At 61.9% G+C, this 12,973-nt stretch carries 22 protein-coding genes; all 22 read right to left on the bottom strand.

Annotated elements, in window-relative coordinates; all coding sequences use genetic code 11:
- Positions 1-66: 66 nt before the first annotated feature.
- The 22 genes from map to rplC all read right to left on the bottom strand — a co-directional run bounded on the left by map (position 67) and on the right by rplC (position 12,968).
- Positions 67-894 (bottom strand): type I methionyl aminopeptidase, encoded by an 828-nt coding sequence (map, locus tag AC1DZV_RS05555; RefSeq protein ID WP_243181086.1) that lies wholly within the window; start codon positions 892-894, stop codon positions 67-69.
- 246 nt (positions 895-1,140) lie between these two features.
- Complete coding sequence (locus AC1DZV_RS05550; RefSeq protein WP_476950162.1) at positions 1,141-1,710, bottom strand: adenylate kinase; 570 nt, start codon at positions 1,708-1,710, stop codon at positions 1,141-1,143.
- 5 nt (positions 1,711-1,715) lie between these two features.
- Positions 1,716-3,026 (bottom strand): preprotein translocase subunit SecY, encoded by a 1,311-nt coding sequence (secY, locus tag AC1DZV_RS05545; protein ID WP_026266474.1) that lies wholly within the window; start codon positions 3,024-3,026, stop codon positions 1,716-1,718.
- 187 nt (positions 3,027-3,213) lie between these two features.
- A complete protein-coding gene (gene rplO / locus AC1DZV_RS05540; protein ID WP_018773677.1) occupies positions 3,214-3,705 on the bottom strand; it encodes a 50S ribosomal protein L15 in 492 nt (163 codons plus the stop codon).
- Positions 3,706-3,912 carry a 50S ribosomal protein L30 gene (gene rpmD, locus AC1DZV_RS05535; RefSeq protein WP_160664304.1) on the bottom strand — a complete coding sequence of 69 codons (207 nt, stop codon included), beginning with the start codon at positions 3,910-3,912 and terminating at the stop codon, positions 3,706-3,708. It lies immediately after the preceding gene.
- A 3-nt stretch (positions 3,913-3,915) separates the two neighbouring features.
- Complete coding sequence (rpsE, locus tag AC1DZV_RS05530; protein ID WP_173403037.1) at positions 3,916-4,596, bottom strand: 30S ribosomal protein S5; 681 nt, start codon at positions 4,594-4,596, stop codon at positions 3,916-3,918.
- 26 nt (positions 4,597-4,622) lie between these two features.
- A complete protein-coding gene (gene rplR / locus AC1DZV_RS05525; RefSeq protein WP_018773674.1) occupies positions 4,623-5,006 on the bottom strand; it encodes a 50S ribosomal protein L18 in 384 nt (127 codons plus the stop codon).
- A 2-nt stretch (positions 5,007-5,008) separates the two neighbouring features.
- On the bottom strand, positions 5,009-5,545 hold the full coding sequence (gene rplF, locus AC1DZV_RS05520; protein WP_011692797.1) for a 50S ribosomal protein L6: 537 nt from the start codon (positions 5,543-5,545) through the stop codon (positions 5,009-5,011).
- Between the two features lie 18 nt (positions 5,546-5,563).
- Positions 5,564-5,962 (bottom strand): 30S ribosomal protein S8, encoded by a 399-nt coding sequence (rpsH, locus tag AC1DZV_RS05515; protein ID WP_018773673.1) that lies wholly within the window; start codon positions 5,960-5,962, stop codon positions 5,564-5,566.
- Positions 5,963-6,058: 96 nt separating this feature from the next.
- The gene (gene rplE / locus AC1DZV_RS05510) at positions 6,059-6,640 is read right to left on the bottom strand and encodes a 50S ribosomal protein L5 (protein WP_018773672.1); all 582 of its coding nucleotides are present in this window, start codon (positions 6,638-6,640) and stop codon (positions 6,059-6,061) included.
- Complete coding sequence (rplX, locus tag AC1DZV_RS05505; protein ID WP_028275000.1) at positions 6,640-6,999, bottom strand: 50S ribosomal protein L24; 360 nt, start codon at positions 6,997-6,999, stop codon at positions 6,640-6,642. Before rplX ends, rplE begins: the two co-directional genes overlap by 1 nt.
- 3 nt (positions 7,000-7,002) lie before the next feature.
- A complete protein-coding gene (gene rplN, locus AC1DZV_RS05500) occupies positions 7,003-7,371 on the bottom strand; it encodes a 50S ribosomal protein L14 (RefSeq protein WP_003803789.1) in 369 nt (122 codons plus the stop codon).
- A 555-nt stretch (positions 7,372-7,926) separates the two neighbouring features.
- Positions 7,927-8,235, bottom strand: coding sequence for a 30S ribosomal protein S17 (gene rpsQ / locus AC1DZV_RS05495; RefSeq protein WP_018773670.1), 309 nt, complete (start codon positions 8,233-8,235; stop codon positions 7,927-7,929).
- Positions 8,232-8,561, bottom strand: coding sequence for a 50S ribosomal protein L29 (rpmC, locus tag AC1DZV_RS05490; RefSeq protein WP_018773669.1), 330 nt, complete (start codon positions 8,559-8,561; stop codon positions 8,232-8,234). Before rpmC ends, rpsQ begins: the two co-directional genes overlap by 4 nt.
- A 2-nt stretch (positions 8,562-8,563) precedes the next feature.
- Entirely contained in the window at positions 8,564-8,980 is a 417-nt protein-coding gene (gene rplP, locus AC1DZV_RS05485) for a 50S ribosomal protein L16 (protein ID WP_018773668.1), read from the bottom strand.
- Positions 8,981-9,823 (bottom strand): 30S ribosomal protein S3, encoded by an 843-nt coding sequence (gene rpsC, locus AC1DZV_RS05480; RefSeq protein ID WP_028275116.1) that lies wholly within the window; start codon positions 9,821-9,823, stop codon positions 8,981-8,983.
- A complete protein-coding gene (gene rplV, locus AC1DZV_RS05475; RefSeq protein ID WP_003803798.1) occupies positions 9,824-10,189 on the bottom strand; it encodes a 50S ribosomal protein L22 in 366 nt (121 codons plus the stop codon).
- Between the two features lie 38 nt (positions 10,190-10,227).
- Positions 10,228-10,509 carry a 30S ribosomal protein S19 gene (rpsS, locus tag AC1DZV_RS05470; RefSeq protein WP_018773666.1) on the bottom strand — a complete coding sequence of 94 codons (282 nt, stop codon included), beginning with the start codon at positions 10,507-10,509 and terminating at the stop codon, positions 10,228-10,230.
- Positions 10,510-10,521: 12 nt separating this feature from the next.
- Entirely contained in the window at positions 10,522-11,361 is an 840-nt protein-coding gene (rplB, locus tag AC1DZV_RS05465) for a 50S ribosomal protein L2 (protein ID WP_026266473.1), read from the bottom strand.
- Positions 11,362-11,390: 29 nt separating this feature from the next.
- Positions 11,391-11,696 (bottom strand): 50S ribosomal protein L23, encoded by a 306-nt coding sequence (gene rplW / locus AC1DZV_RS05460; RefSeq protein ID WP_018773664.1) that lies wholly within the window; start codon positions 11,694-11,696, stop codon positions 11,391-11,393.
- A complete protein-coding gene (gene rplD, locus AC1DZV_RS05455; RefSeq protein ID WP_028275117.1) occupies positions 11,693-12,313 on the bottom strand; it encodes a 50S ribosomal protein L4 in 621 nt (206 codons plus the stop codon). The genes rplW and rplD overlap by 4 nt, the downstream gene beginning before the upstream one ends.
- Before the next feature lie 4 nt (positions 12,314-12,317).
- Positions 12,318-12,968 (bottom strand): 50S ribosomal protein L3, encoded by a 651-nt coding sequence (rplC, locus tag AC1DZV_RS05450; RefSeq protein ID WP_003803812.1) that lies wholly within the window; start codon positions 12,966-12,968, stop codon positions 12,318-12,320.
- Between the last annotated feature and the right edge of the window lie 5 nt (positions 12,969-12,973).

Genomic DNA, 12,973 nt, shown 5'->3' with positions numbered 1-12,973 from the left:
GAGTCTTCCGTCGCCAGGGATTTTGCGCGTCGCCAGAAAACTCGCGAGTCGCCTTGTAGTTCGGGCCTAGGGAATCGGGACGGGCACCACACCGAGCGGCGCCAGTTTCGCCGCTCCCCCATCAGGTGCCGAGAGGACCCAGATCCCCTTCTCGTGCACAGCGACCGAGTGCTCCCACTGGCAGGAGCGCTTGCCATCCGTGGTGACGACGGTCCAGTCGTCGTCCAGGATTGCGGTCTCGATGCTGCCCCGGACCAGCATGGGCTCGATTGCGAGGCACAGCCCCGGGCGGATCTTCGGCCCGCGGTGGCCGGTGCGGTAGTTCAGCACGTCCGGAGCCATGTGCATCTCGGAGCCGATTCCGTGCCCTACATAGTCCTCCAGGATGCCCAGCGGTTTGCCCGGCACGGAGGAGACGTAGTCGTCCACGGCGTTGCCGATATCGCCCACGAATTTCCCGGTGGCCAGGGCTGCGATGCCACGCCACATGGCCTCCTCGGTAACCTCGGAGAGGCGAACGTCTTCGGGATCGGCGGTGCCGACAACCACGGTCCGCGCCGAATCGGAGTGCCAGCCGTCCACGATCGCGCCGCCGTCGATCGAGATGATGTCGCCGTCCGCCAGAACCCGGCCGCCGGGGATGCCGTGCACCACCTCTTCGTTCACCGAGGTGCAGATCGTGGCCGGAAACCCGTGGTAGCCGAGGAAGTTGGACTTGGCGCCGGCGTCCTGGAGCACGGCGGCGAAGACTTCGTCCAGCCGGGCAGTGGTGACGCCGGGGGCCGCGGCGGCCACCGCTGCATCCAGTGCCCGGCTCAGGACCAGTCCGGCCTCGTGCATCGTGCGCATCTGGGCGTTGGTCTTGTATTCAATGCGTGCCTGGCCGAATGCCATCGCTACCTCAAAATTTTCTCTCGCGGTCCGGGCGGGCTGGATCCCGGGCCTCCACCATGGGTCATCAACCCAAGTCTTCAAGCTCTATTCTCCCGTACCGGTTCAACGGTTCGGAACGGGCCCGCTGCGGGGCCACCCAACGCCGAAGGGCGCGTCCCGTACCCGATGGTACGGAACGCGCCCTTCTGCACTGCGTCTCTGTTCTGCGTCAGCCGCAATGAGCATGCGTGGATCAGGGGGTGAGGATCAGGCGGCCTGGGCCGACTTGATCGCTTCCATGACGCGCTCGGTGACTTCGTCGATGGCACCGATGCCGTCCACCTGGGTCAGGATGCCGCGTTCGGCATACTTGGCCACCACCGGTTCGGTCTGCTCGTGGTACAGGTCCAGCCGGTGACGGATAACGCCTTCGTTGTCGTCGCTGCGGCCAGTTTCCTTGGCACGGCCCAGGAGGCGGTTAACCAGCTCCTCGTCGTCAGCAGTGAGCTGGAGCACGACGTCGAGCTTCTGGTCAGCGCCGGCGAGGATGTCTTCGAGGTAGTCCACCTGCGCGGTGGTGCGCGGGTACCCGTCGAGCAGGAAGCCTGCCTCGACGTCGTCCTCGTTGAGGCGGTCGCGCACCATCTTGTTGGTGACGCTGTCCGGGACGAAGTCGCCGGCGTCCATGTACTTCTTGGCTTCGACGCCGAGCGGAGTCTCACCCTTGACGTTGGCGCGGAAGATGTCTCCGGTGGAGATCGCAACGACGCCGAGGCGTTCTGAAATGCGTTCCGCCTGCGTTCCCTTGCCGGACCCGGGAGGTCCGATAATCAACATTCTCGTCATCGCAAAAGCCCTTCGTAGTGACGTTGCTGTAGTTGCGCATCAATCTGCTTCACGGTCTCCAGACCGACGCCCACCATGATCAGGATCGAGGTGCCGCCGAACGGGAAGTTCTGGTTCGCGTTGATCAGGACCAGTGCAACCAGCGGGATCAATGCCACGAAGCCGAGGTAGAAGGCGCCGGGCAGGGTGATCCGGGATAGGACGTACTGAAGATAGTCCGCGGTCGGCTTGCCGGCGCGGATGCCCGGAATGAAGCCACCGTACTTCTTCATGTTGTCCGAGACCTCTTCGGGGTTGAAAGTAATCGCAACATAGAAGTAGGTGAAAAACACAATCATGGCGAAATACAGTGCCATATAGATCGGGTGGTCGCCCTTGGTGAGGTTGTTGTTGATCCACTCAACCCAGGGCTGTACCGGCTCGCCGGCCTTGGGCTGGTTGAACTGTGAGATCAGCCCCGGCAGGTAGAGCATGGACGAGGCGAAGATGACGGGCACGACGCCGGCCATGTTCACCTTGATGGGGATGTAGGTGCTGGTTCCGCCGACCGTGCGGCGGCCGATCATCCGCTTGGCGTACTGCACCGGGATCCGGCGCTGGGACTGCTCCACGAAGACCACAAGCGCCACGGTGAGCAGGCCGATGATCAGGACCAGGAAGAACGTGCCGGGACCCTGGGCCTTCCAGATCGCACCGAGCGAGCCGGGGAAGCCTGCGGCGATGGACGTGAAGATCAGCAGGGACATGCCGTTGCCGACGCCTTTTTCCGTCACGAGCTCGCCCATCCACATGATCAGGCCGGTGCCGGCCGTGAGCGTGATGATGATCAGGACCGTGGTGACGATCGAGCTGTCCGGGATGATGGGCAGCTGGCAGTTAGGCAGCAGCTGGCCGGAGCGTGCCAGCGACACCAGTGTCGTGGCATTGAGCAGGCCGAGTGCGATCGTGAGGTAACGGGTGTACTGGGTCAGTTTCGACTGCCCGGACGCGCCCTCCTCGTACAGCTGCTGGAAGCGGGGAATGACCACCCGGAGCAGCTGGACGATGATGCTGGCGGTGATGTACGGCATGATGCCGAGGGCAAAGATGGACACCTGCAGCAATGCACCGCCGCTGAACAGGTTGACGAGCTGGTAGATCCCGCCCGAGGTCTGACCGTTCTGCAAGCATTGCTGGACATTCTGGTAGCTCACACCAGGCGAGGGGATGAAGGCACCCAAGCGGAAGATTGTGATGATTCCCAGCGTGAACAACAACTTGCGTCGCAGATCAGGCGTGCGAAAGGCCCGGCCAAATGCGCTAAGCAAGCGTCCTCCTGAGTAATAAGTAAAGTCGTGTGAGACAGGTCAAATAAACCCAACAACCGAGTCTAACGGGTGGATGCGCCCCGCGAACAATCGGCGGGGCCCGGAAAATGAAAAAAACTCCCGGCACCGGGGGCCTGAGCCCCTGGTACCGGGAGTTTCAACAACGGGCAACTGCCCCGCCGCCTCGTTAGAGGGCGGTGGTGCTACCGCCTGCTGCAGCAATCTTGTCAGCAGCGCTGGCCGAGAATGCGTGGACGGTGACGTCAACCTTGACGGTGATGTCGCCGGTGCCCAGCACCTTGACGGGCTGGTTCTTGCGAACGGCACCCTTTTCGACCAGGTTCTCCACGGTGACAGCGCCACCTTCCGGGAACAGCTCGTTGAGCTTGTCCAGGTTTACCACCTGGTACTCAACCCGGAACGGGTTCTTGAAGCCGCGCAGCTTCGGCAGGCGCATGTGCAGCGGCAGCTGGCCGCCGGCAAAGCCAGCCTTGATCTGGTAGCGGGCCTTCGTACCCTTGGTACCGCGACCAGCGGTCTTACCCTTGGAACCTTCACCACGACCAACACGGGTCTTGGCGGTCTTGGCACCCGGGGCGGGACGCAGGTGGTGAACCTTCAGTGCGTTCTGCTTCTCAGCGGCGCCCTGTGCCTTTTCGGCGGTGTTCTTCTCTGCCATTTACTTCGCCTCCTCTACCTTTACCAGGTGCGGAACCGTGTTGAGCATCCCGACGGTCACGGCGTCGGCGGTGCGGACAACGGTGTGTCCGATCCGCTTCAGGCCGAGGGACCGCAGGGTGTCGCGCTGGTTCTGCTTGCCGCCAATGGCGGACTTGATCTGAGTGATCTCCAACTGTGCGTCGGAGACAAGCACGTTCTTAGCCATGACTCAGACACCTGCCTTCTGGTTCAGGAGCGCCTTGACCATTGCCGGCGGGGCGATCTCGTCGAGCGGGAGGCCGCGGCGTGCTGCCACTGCTGCCGGCTCTTCGAGGCGCTTCAGCGCGTCAACGGTCGCGTGAACGATGTTGATGGCGTTGGAAGAACCGAGCGACTTGGAGAGGATGTCGTGGATGCCCACGCACTCCAGTACTGCACGGACCGGGCCACCGGCGATAACACCGGTACCGGCGGAAGCCGGGCGCAGCATGACGACGCCTGCGGCGGCCTCACCCTGAACGCGGTGCGGGATGGTGCTGCCGATGCGGGGAACGCGGAAGAAGGACTTCTTGGCCTCTTCAACGCCCTTCGCGATAGCGGCAGGAACTTCCTTTGCCTTGCCGTAGCCGACGCCGACCATGCCGTTGCCGTCACCGACGACGACGAGGGCGGTGAAGCTGAAGCGACGACCACCCTTGACGACCTTGGAAACGCGGTTGATGGTTACAACGCGCTCTACGAACTGGCTCTTCTCGGCCTCGCGGCCGCCGTCACGGCCACCACGGCCGCCACGGTCGCCACGGCCCTGGCCGCGGTCGCCACGCTCGCCACGACGAGCGCCACCACGGCGGTCGTCAGTGGTAGCAGGCGCAGCGGTCTCAGTTGCCGGAGCAGCTACAGCTTCAGTCACCTGAATGTCCTTTTCGTTATTTTCGGTCACAGTGCCAGCCCACCTTCACGTGCGCCGTCAGCGACGGCGGCGATCCGGCCGTGGTACTTGTTACCACCGCGGTCGAAGACAACTGCTTCGATACCGGCAGCCTTGGCACGCTCGGCGACCAGTTCGCCAACGCGCTTGGCCTTGGCGGTCTTGTCACCGTCGAATGCACGAAGGTCGGCTTCCAGTGTGGAGGCGCTTGCCACGGTCAGGCCCTTGGTGTCATCGACAACCTGGACGAATACGTGACGTGCGGAGCGGTTGACGACCAGACGCGGGCGTACAGCCGTACCGGAGATGCGCTTGCGGATACGAAGCTGGCGGCGGCTGCGCTGGGCAGACTTGCTCTTGTTCGTACGCTTCTTGTTAATTGCGATCGCCATGGTTACTTACCAGCCTTTCCGACCTTGCGGCGGATGACTTCGCCTGCGTAACGGATGCCCTTGCCCTTGTAGGGGTCCGGCTTCCGCAGCTTGCGAATGTTGGCAGCAACCTCGCCGACCTGCTGCTTGGAGATACCTGAAACAGAGAGCTTGGTCGGGGTCTCAACTGCAAAGGTGATGCCGTTCGGTGCCGAGACGTTGACCGGGTGGCTGTAGCCCAGAGCGAACTCCAGGTCAGAACCCTTGGCCTGGACGCGGTAACCGGTACCGACAATCTCAAGCTTCTTCTCGTAGCCTGCGGTGACACCCTGGATCATGTTGGCGATCAGGGTGCGGGTCAGGCCGTGCAGCGAACGTGAGGCGCGCTCGTCGTTCGGGCGGGCGACAGTCAGGGTGCCATCTTCCAGGGAAACCTCGATCGGGCTGGCCACAGTGTGGCTCAGCTCGCCTTTGGAACCCTTGACGCTGACGACAGAGCCGTCAACCTTGACCTCAACGCCGGCAGGAACGGTGATGGGGAGACGTCCAATACGTGACATTATTCTCTTCCTTTCCCGTTACCAGACGTAAGCGAGGACTTCGCCGCCCACGCCCTTCTTGCCGGCCTGCTTGTCAGTCAAGAGGCCGGAAGAGGTGGACAGGATTGCGACACCCAGGCCACCGAGCACGTGCGGCAGGTTGGTGGACTTTGCGTAAACGCGCAGTCCCGGCTTGGAAATACGACGAACGCCAGCGATTGAACGCTCGCGGTTCGGACCGAACTTGAGCTCGAGGGTCAGCTTCTTGCCAACCTCAGCGTCTTCTTCTTTCCAGGAGGCGATGTAACCTTCAGCCTTCAGGATGTCGGCAACGCGTGCCTTGAGCTTGCTGTACGGCATGGTCACGGAATCGTGGTATGCCGAGTTAGCGTTGCGCAGACGCGTAAGCATGTCTGCGACGGGATCTGTCATTGTCATGTGGGCTCTTGCCCTTCCTCATAACGGTTTCCGCCGTGCTCTTTGTCCCGAACAGAATTCGGAAAGGAGCGCGGGCGGACCTTTTACGTAGCTAGATTAGTCTTCGGTCTTGAACGGGAAGCCAAGCGCCTTCAGCAGCGCGCGGCCTTCGTCGTCGGTCTTGGCAGTGGTCACGACGGTGATGTCCATACCGCGAACGCGGTCAATGGAATCCTGGTCGATCTCGTGGAACATAACCTGCTCGGTCAGACCGAAGGTGTAGTTGCCGTTGCCATCGAACTGCTTGCCGCTGAGGCCACGGAAGTCGCGGATACGCGGCAGGGCCAGCGTGACCAGACGGTCCAGGAATTCCCACATGCGGTCCCCACGCAGAGTTGCGTGTGCACCGATCGGCATGCCTTCGCGCAGCTTGAACTGTGCGATCGACTTGCGGGCCTTGGTTACCTGCGGCTTCTGGCCGGTGATCAGGGTCAGATCGCGGACAGCGCCGTCGATCAGCTTGGAGTCCTTGGCGGCATCTCCAACACCCATGTTCACAACGACCTTCACCAGGCGGGGAACCTGGTTGACGTTCTGGTACTTGAATTCCTCAGTCAGCGTGTTCTTGATGGAATCGGCGTACTTGGTCTTCAGACGAGGAACGATCTTGCTTGCCGGAGTCTCGAGAGTCTCAGTCATTAGATGTCCTTCCCTGAGCTCTTGGCCACGCGGACGCGCACGTCACGCTTCACGCCATCGCGCTCAACGGTCTCGGTGCGGAAACCGACGCGGGTGGGCTTCTTGGTGGACGGGTCAACCAGAGCCACGTTGGAGATGTGGATCGAAGCCTCGACGACCTCGATGCCACCGGTCTTGGTGCCGCGCTGCGACTGACCGACCTTGGTGTGCTTGGTTACGCGGTTGATGCCTTCAACCAACACGCGGTTGGTCTCCGGGTATACGCGCAGAACCTTGCCCTGCTTACCCTTGTCGCCGCCGCGCTCAGCCTTGGCGCCAGTGATGACCTGAACGAGGTCACCCTTTTTGATCTTAGCCATGGACTAGAGCACCTCCGGAGCCAGAGAAACGATCTTCATGAACTTCTTGTCGCGAAGTTCACGACCAACCGGTCCGAAGATACGGGTACCGCGGGGGTCACCGTCGTTCTTCAGGATGACGGCTGCGTTCTCGTCAAACTTGATGTAGGAACCATCCGCACGGCGGCGTTCCTTCTTGGTACGGACGATGACAGCCTTGACGACGTCGCCCTTCTTTACGTTGCCGCCCGGAATTGCGTCCTTGACGGTAGCGACGATTACGTCGCCAATGCCTGCGTAGCGACGGCCAGATCCACCGAGAACGCGAATGGTAAGGATTTCCTTAGCACCCGTGTTGTCGGCGACCTTGAGTCGCGACTCCTGCTGAATCACTATTTACTCCTTGCGTCGCGCTGGTTCTCAGACCGAAAATCTTCCTACGGAATGAGCCTTGCGGAACGGTTGATCGGGGTGTCTCTTGACCTGCCTGGATTTTGCCAGACCAGGCCTAAACGCCCGTGCCAAAAACATTTGCTTCCCAGGCGGTTCTCGACGAGTCGGAGCGCAAGGGGGCACTATGCCGTGGCACGATTGTTTACGAGGTTGATGACGGCGCGCAAAAGGCGCCATACAAACTCAAAATCTTAGCACGTTTTGGGCGTATCCCCATATCACAGCCATGCAGCCTGCACACCCCTCCCCCGCAGCCGCGACGCCGTTACGCCGTTACGGCGGACAAGCTTGGGCCCGCCCGCCGCCGCGCATCCTGGGAACCCGGCCCCCGGGGTCGTAAGCCCCCCAAAGGCTGCTCTGCCTGACCGAGCACGGTAAACGGCTGCCGCCGGTCTCAGGCTGCCGGCTGCGGCGGCTGCGGGCAACGCAGAAGCCCTCGTTCCCCCAAAGGGGAACGAGGGCTTCTGCTGTATCACCAGACACGAGGTGCAGGTGTTACTTGGCCTTCTCGAGGATCTCGACCAGACGCCACCGCTTGGTAGCGGACAGCGGGCGGGTCTCGGCGAGGAGCACGAGGTCGCCGATGCCGGCGCTGTTCTCTTCGTCGTGAGCCTTGATCTTGGCGTTGCGGCGGATGACCTTGCCGTAGAGGGCGTGCTTCACGCGGTCTTCGACCTGGACAGTGATGGTCTTTTCCATCTTGTCCGAGACGACGTAGCCGCGCTTCGTCTTACGGTAACCGCGCTCGTCAGCCTTGGCTGCGTCGGAAACAGTTTCCGTCACGTTCTCGTCCTTTTCACTCACTTGGCATCCTCCTCGGATTCAACCGTTTCAGCTTTCTCAGCCTTCTTGGTTGCAGCCTTCTTGGACTTCTTCTCTTCCTTGGCTTCCACAACCGGTGCGGCAACCTCGGCACGAATGCCGAGCTCGCGCTCACGGAGAACGGTGTAGATGCGGGCGATGTCCTTCTTTACCGCGCGCAGACGACCGTGGTTCTCCAGCTGACCGGTGGCGGACTGGAAACGCAGGTTGAACAGCTCTTCCTTGGCCTTGCGGAGTTCTTCAACGAGACGCTCGTTGTCGAAACCGTCCAGCTGTGCGGATGCAAGTTCCTTGGATCCTACTGCCATTTCTACTCACCACCTTCGCGACGCACAATGCGTGCCTTCAACGGCAGCTTGTGGATTGCCAGGCGCAGGGCCTCGCGAGCTACCTCTTCACTGACACCGGAGAGTTCGAAGAGAACCCGGCCCGGCTTGACGTTTGAGACCCACCATTCCGGAGAACCCTTACCGGAACCCATGCGGGTTTCGGCCGGCTTCTTCGTCAGCGGACGGTCCGGGTAAATGTTGATCCAGACCTTTCCGCCACGCTTGATGTGGCGGGTCATCGCGATACGGGCAGATTCGATCTGACGGTTCGTGACGTAGGCCGGGCTCAGCGCCTGGATGCCCCACTCACCGAAGGAGACCTGGGTGCCGCCCGTAGCAGCGCCGGAACGACCCGGGTGGTGCTGCTTACGGTGCTTGACTCGACGTGGGATAAGCATTTAAGCCTGTCCTCCTTCTACTGACTGTGCCGTGCCTGCGGCACCGGCTTCGACAGCCGGAGCTTCGGCGGCAGGTGCTGCCTCGGCTGCGGGGCGGTCGGGACGACGGCGGCGGTCACCACGGTCGGCGCCACCCGGGCGGCCCGGGCGGTCGCCGGCACGGCCACGGGACGGAGCAGCAGCTGCCTGCTGAGCCAGTTCCTTGGCAGTGACGTCGCCCTTGTAGATCCAGACCTTCACGCCGATGCGGCCGAAGGTGGTCTTGGCCTCGTAGAAGCCGTAGTCGATGTTCGCACGCAGGGTGTGCAGGGGCACACGGCCTTCGCGGTAGAACTCCGAGCGGGACATTTCTGCGCCGCCCAGTCGACCCGAGCAAGCGATCCGGATGCCCTTGGCACCGGCGCGCTGTGCGGACTGCATGGCCTTCTTCATCGCACGGCGGAATGCCACACGGGAAGTCAGCTGCTCAGCAACGCCCTGGGCAACAAGCTGGGCTTCCATCTCGGGGTTCTTGACCTCGAGGATGTTCAGCTGAACCTGCTTGCCCGTGAGCTTCTCAAGCTCGCCGCGGATGCGGTCTGCTTCAGCGCCGCGGCGGCCGATGACGATGCCCGGACGTGCCGTGTGGATATCCACGCGGACACGGTCGCGGGTGCGCTCGATTTCGACCTTGGCGATACCGGCGCGCTCCATGCCCGTGGACATGAGCTGACGGATACGGATGTCTTCGCGAACGAAGTCCTTGTACCGCTGGCCGGCCTTGGTGCTGTCGGCGAACCAGTGCGATACGTGATCGGTGGTGATGCCGAGTCGGAACCCGTGCGGGTTAACTTTCTGTCCCACTTAGCGAGCCTCCTCTTTCTCCGGGGTAGCGACTACCACGGTGATGTGGCTCGTGCGCTTCTTGATCTGAAATGCACGACCCTGGGCTCGCGGCTGGAACCGCTTCATGGTCGGGCCTTCATCAACAAACGCTTCGCTGATGATGAGGTCACCTTCGTCAAACGCCACGCCGTCGCGGTCCGCGAGGACCCGGGCGTTGGAGATTGCCGACTGAACTACCTTGAATACCGGCTCCGAAGCTGCCTGGGGGGCAAACTTCAGAATTGCCAGAGCCTCATTCGCTTGCTTACCACGAACAAGGTTGACGACGCGCCGGGCCTTCATAGGCGTTACGCGGATGTGACGCGCAATTGCCTTGGCTTCCATTGCTTTCCTTCTCTCGTCTTTGACGTAAGTGCAGGCGCCTAGCGGCGCTTGCCCTTACGGTCGTCCTTGACATGGCCGCGGAATGTCCGCGTGGGAGCGAATTCGCCGAGCTTGTGCCCGACCATCGACTCAGTGACAAACACGGGGATGTGCTTGCGTCCGTCGTGTACGGCGATCGTGTGGCCGAGCATGTCGGGGACGATCATCGAACGGCGGGACCAGGTCTTGATGACGTTCTTGGTGCCCTTTTCGTTTTCCCTGGCTACCTTTACAAAGAGGTGCTGGTCAACGAAAGGACCTTTTTTCAGGCTGCGTGGCATGTGTCCAGGCTCCTATCGCTTGTTCTTGCCAGTACGACGGCGACGAACAATAAGCTTGTCGCTCTCTTTGTTGGGACGGCGGGTGCGGCCTTCGCGCTTACCGTTCGGGTTGACGGGGTGACGTCCACCGGACGTCTTACCCTCGCCACCACCGTGGGGGTGGTCAACCGGGTTCATGGCGACACCACGGACGGTCGGGCGAACGCCCTTCCACCGCATACGGCCGGCCTTACCCCAGTTGATGTTCGACTGCTCGGCGTTGCCGACCTCGCCGACGGTTGCGCGGCAGCGCACGTCAACGTTGCGGATTTCGCCGGAAGGCAGACGCAGCTGGGCGAAGCGGCCTTCCTTTGCAACGAGCTGGATCGATGCGCCGGCGGAGCGGCCCATCTTGGCGCCGCCACCCGGACGCAGTTCGACTGCGTGGATTACGGTACCGACCGGGATGTTGCGCAGCGGAAGGTTGTTGCCGGGCTTGATGTCAGCGTCGGCGCCGGCCTCTACGAAGTCGCCCTGGGACAGCTTGTTCGGGGCGATGATGTAACGCTTGGTGCCATCAACGTAGTGCAGGAGGGCGATCCGAGCCGTGCGGTTCGGGTCGTACTCGATTTCGGCAACGCGGGCGTTGACGCCGTCCTTGTCGTGGCGACGGAAGTCGATCAGACGGTACTGGCGCTTGTGTCCACCACCCTTGTGACGGGTCGTGATCTTACCGGAGTTGTTACGGCCACCCTTTTTCGGGAGGGGACGTACCAACGACTTTTCCGGCGTCGACCGCGTGATTTCAGTGAAGTCCGCTACGCTCGAGCCGCGACGGCCCGGGGTAGTCGGCTTGTATTTACGGATTCCCATAATTTATTTCCTCGTTAAAGTGGTCTCCGCTATGAAAGCGGACCGCCGAAGATGTCGATAGTGCCTTCTTTGAGGCTCACAATTGCACGCTTGGTGTTCTTGCGGGTACCCCAGCCGAATTTGGTGCGCTTGCGCTTACCGGCACGGTTGATGGTGTTGATCGATTCGACCTTGACGGAGAAAATCTTCTCCACGGCCAGCTTGATCTCGGTCTTGTTCGAGCGGGGGTCCACCAGGAAGGTGTACTTGCCCTCGTCGATCAGGCCGTAGCTCTTTTCCGAGACAACGGGTGCAAGCACGACGTCGCGCGGGTCTTTGATGGTGGCTGCACTCACTTGGCATCCTCCTCGTTCTTTGCAACCTTGTCAGCAACGAATGCTTCGTAGGCAGCCTTGGTGAAGACTACGTCGTCGGAAACGAGAACGTCGTAGGTGTTCAGCTGGTCTGCGTACAGAACGTGAACTTCCTCGAGGTTGCGCACGGACAGTGCAGCAACATCGTTGGCGCGCTCAATGACAACGAGCAGGTTCTTGCGCTCGGAAACTCCGCGCAGGGTTGCCAGTGCTTCCTTGGAGGACGGCGTGGAGCCGGCAACCAGGTCAGCAACGACGTGGACGCGGCCGTTGCGGGCGCGGTCCGAGAGTGCGCCGCGCAGTGCAGCAGCAATCATCTTCTTGGGGGTGCGCTGGCTGTAGTCACGCGGCGTGGGGCCGTGGACAACGCCACCACCGGTCATGTGAGGAGCACGGATGGAACCCTGACGGGCGCGGCCGGTGCCCTTCTGCTTGAACGGCTTGCGACCTGCACCGGAAACCTCGGCGCGGGTCTTGGTCTTGTGGGTACCCTGGCGAGCAGCAGCGAGCTGGGCAACGACGACCTGGTGCAGCAGCGGCACGTTGGTCTGTACGTCGAAGATCTCTGCAGGCAGGTCAACCTTGACAGTGCTAGTCATTGAACTAGGCTCCCTTCACGGCGGTGCGTACGAGTACGACCTGGCCGCGGGCGCCGGGAACGGCGCCCTTGATCAGGAGCAGCGACTTCTCGACGTCAACCGCGTGGACCGTGAGGTTCAGCGTGGTGTGACGAACGGCGCCCATGCGGCCGGCCATTTTCATGCCCTTGAAGACGCGGCTCGGGGTGGATGCGCCACCGATAGAACCGGGCTTACGGTGGTTCTTGTGGGCACCGTGGGAAGCTCCAACGCCGTGGAAGCCGTGACGCTTCATAACACCGGCGAAGCCCTTACCCTTGGTGGTGCCAACGACGTCGATCTTCTGGCCGGCTTCGAAGAGCTCTACGGAGAGCTCCTGGCCCAGCTCGTAAGAGTCAGCATCTGCAGTGCGCAGTTCTACGACGTGGCGGCGAGGCGTGACGCCTGCCTTTTCAAAGTGACCAGCCAGCGGCTTGGTGACCTTGCGGGGATCGATCTGGCCGTAGCCGATCTGAACGGCGACATAGCCATCAGTTTCTGCGTTGCGCAGCTGCGTGATGACGTTCGAGTCAGCCTGGACCACAGTGACGGGGATGAGCTTGTTGTTCTCGTCCCAGACCTGGGTCATGCCGAGCTTCGTGCCCAGCAGGCCCTTTACGTTACGGGTTGCGGTCATAGTCT

It is taken from the genome of Arthrobacter sp. P1_D12, from assembly GCF_056406175.1.
This window is presented reverse-complemented; position numbering and strand designations above follow the sequence as displayed.

Bases quoted from the DNA above. Each gene is read 5' to 3' on its own strand.
- map (WP_243181086.1), bottom strand. From the start codon at position 894: ATGGCATTCGGCCAGGCACGCATTGAATACAAGACCAACGCCCAGATG.
- AC1DZV_RS05550 (WP_476950162.1), bottom strand. From the start codon at position 1,710: ATGTTGATTATCGGACCTCCCGGGTCCGGCAAGGGAACGCAGGCGGAA.
- rplO (WP_018773677.1), bottom strand. From the start codon at position 3,705: ATGGCAGAGAAGAACACCGCCGAAAAGGCACAGGGCGCCGCTGAGAAG.
- rpmD (WP_160664304.1), bottom strand. From the start codon at position 3,912: ATGGCTAAGAACGTGCTTGTCTCCGACGCACAGTTGGAGATCACTCAG.
- rplR (WP_018773674.1), bottom strand. From the start codon at position 5,006: ATGGCGATCGCAATTAACAAGAAGCGTACGAACAAGAGCAAGTCTGCC.
- rplF (WP_011692797.1), bottom strand. From the start codon at position 5,545: ATGTCACGTATTGGACGTCTCCCCATCACCGTTCCTGCCGGCGTTGAG.
- rpsH (WP_018773673.1), bottom strand. From the start codon at position 5,962: ATGACAATGACAGATCCCGTCGCAGACATGCTTACGCGTCTGCGCAAC.
- rplE (WP_018773672.1), bottom strand. From the start codon at position 6,640: ATGACTGAGACTCTCGAGACTCCGGCAAGCAAGATCGTTCCTCGTCTG.
- rplX (WP_028275000.1), bottom strand. From the start codon at position 6,999: ATGGCTAAGATCAAAAAGGGTGACCTCGTTCAGGTCATCACTGGCGCC.
- rpmC (WP_018773669.1), bottom strand. From the start codon at position 8,561: ATGGCAGTAGGATCCAAGGAACTTGCATCCGCACAGCTGGACGGTTTC.
- rplP (WP_018773668.1), bottom strand. From the start codon at position 8,980: ATGCTTATCCCACGTCGAGTCAAGCACCGTAAGCAGCACCACCCGGGT.
- rplV (WP_003803798.1), bottom strand. From the start codon at position 10,189: ATGGAAGCCAAGGCAATTGCGCGTCACATCCGCGTAACGCCTATGAAG.
- rpsS (WP_018773666.1), bottom strand. From the start codon at position 10,509: ATGCCACGCAGCCTGAAAAAAGGTCCTTTCGTTGACCAGCACCTCTTT.
- rplB (WP_026266473.1), bottom strand. From the start codon at position 11,361: ATGGGAATCCGTAAATACAAGCCGACTACCCCGGGCCGTCGCGGCTCG.
- rplD (WP_028275117.1), bottom strand. From the start codon at position 12,313: ATGACTAGCACTGTCAAGGTTGACCTGCCTGCAGAGATCTTCGACGTA.
- rplC (WP_003803812.1), bottom strand. From the start codon at position 12,968: ATGACCGCAACCCGTAACGTAAAGGGCCTGCTGGGCACGAAGCTCGGC.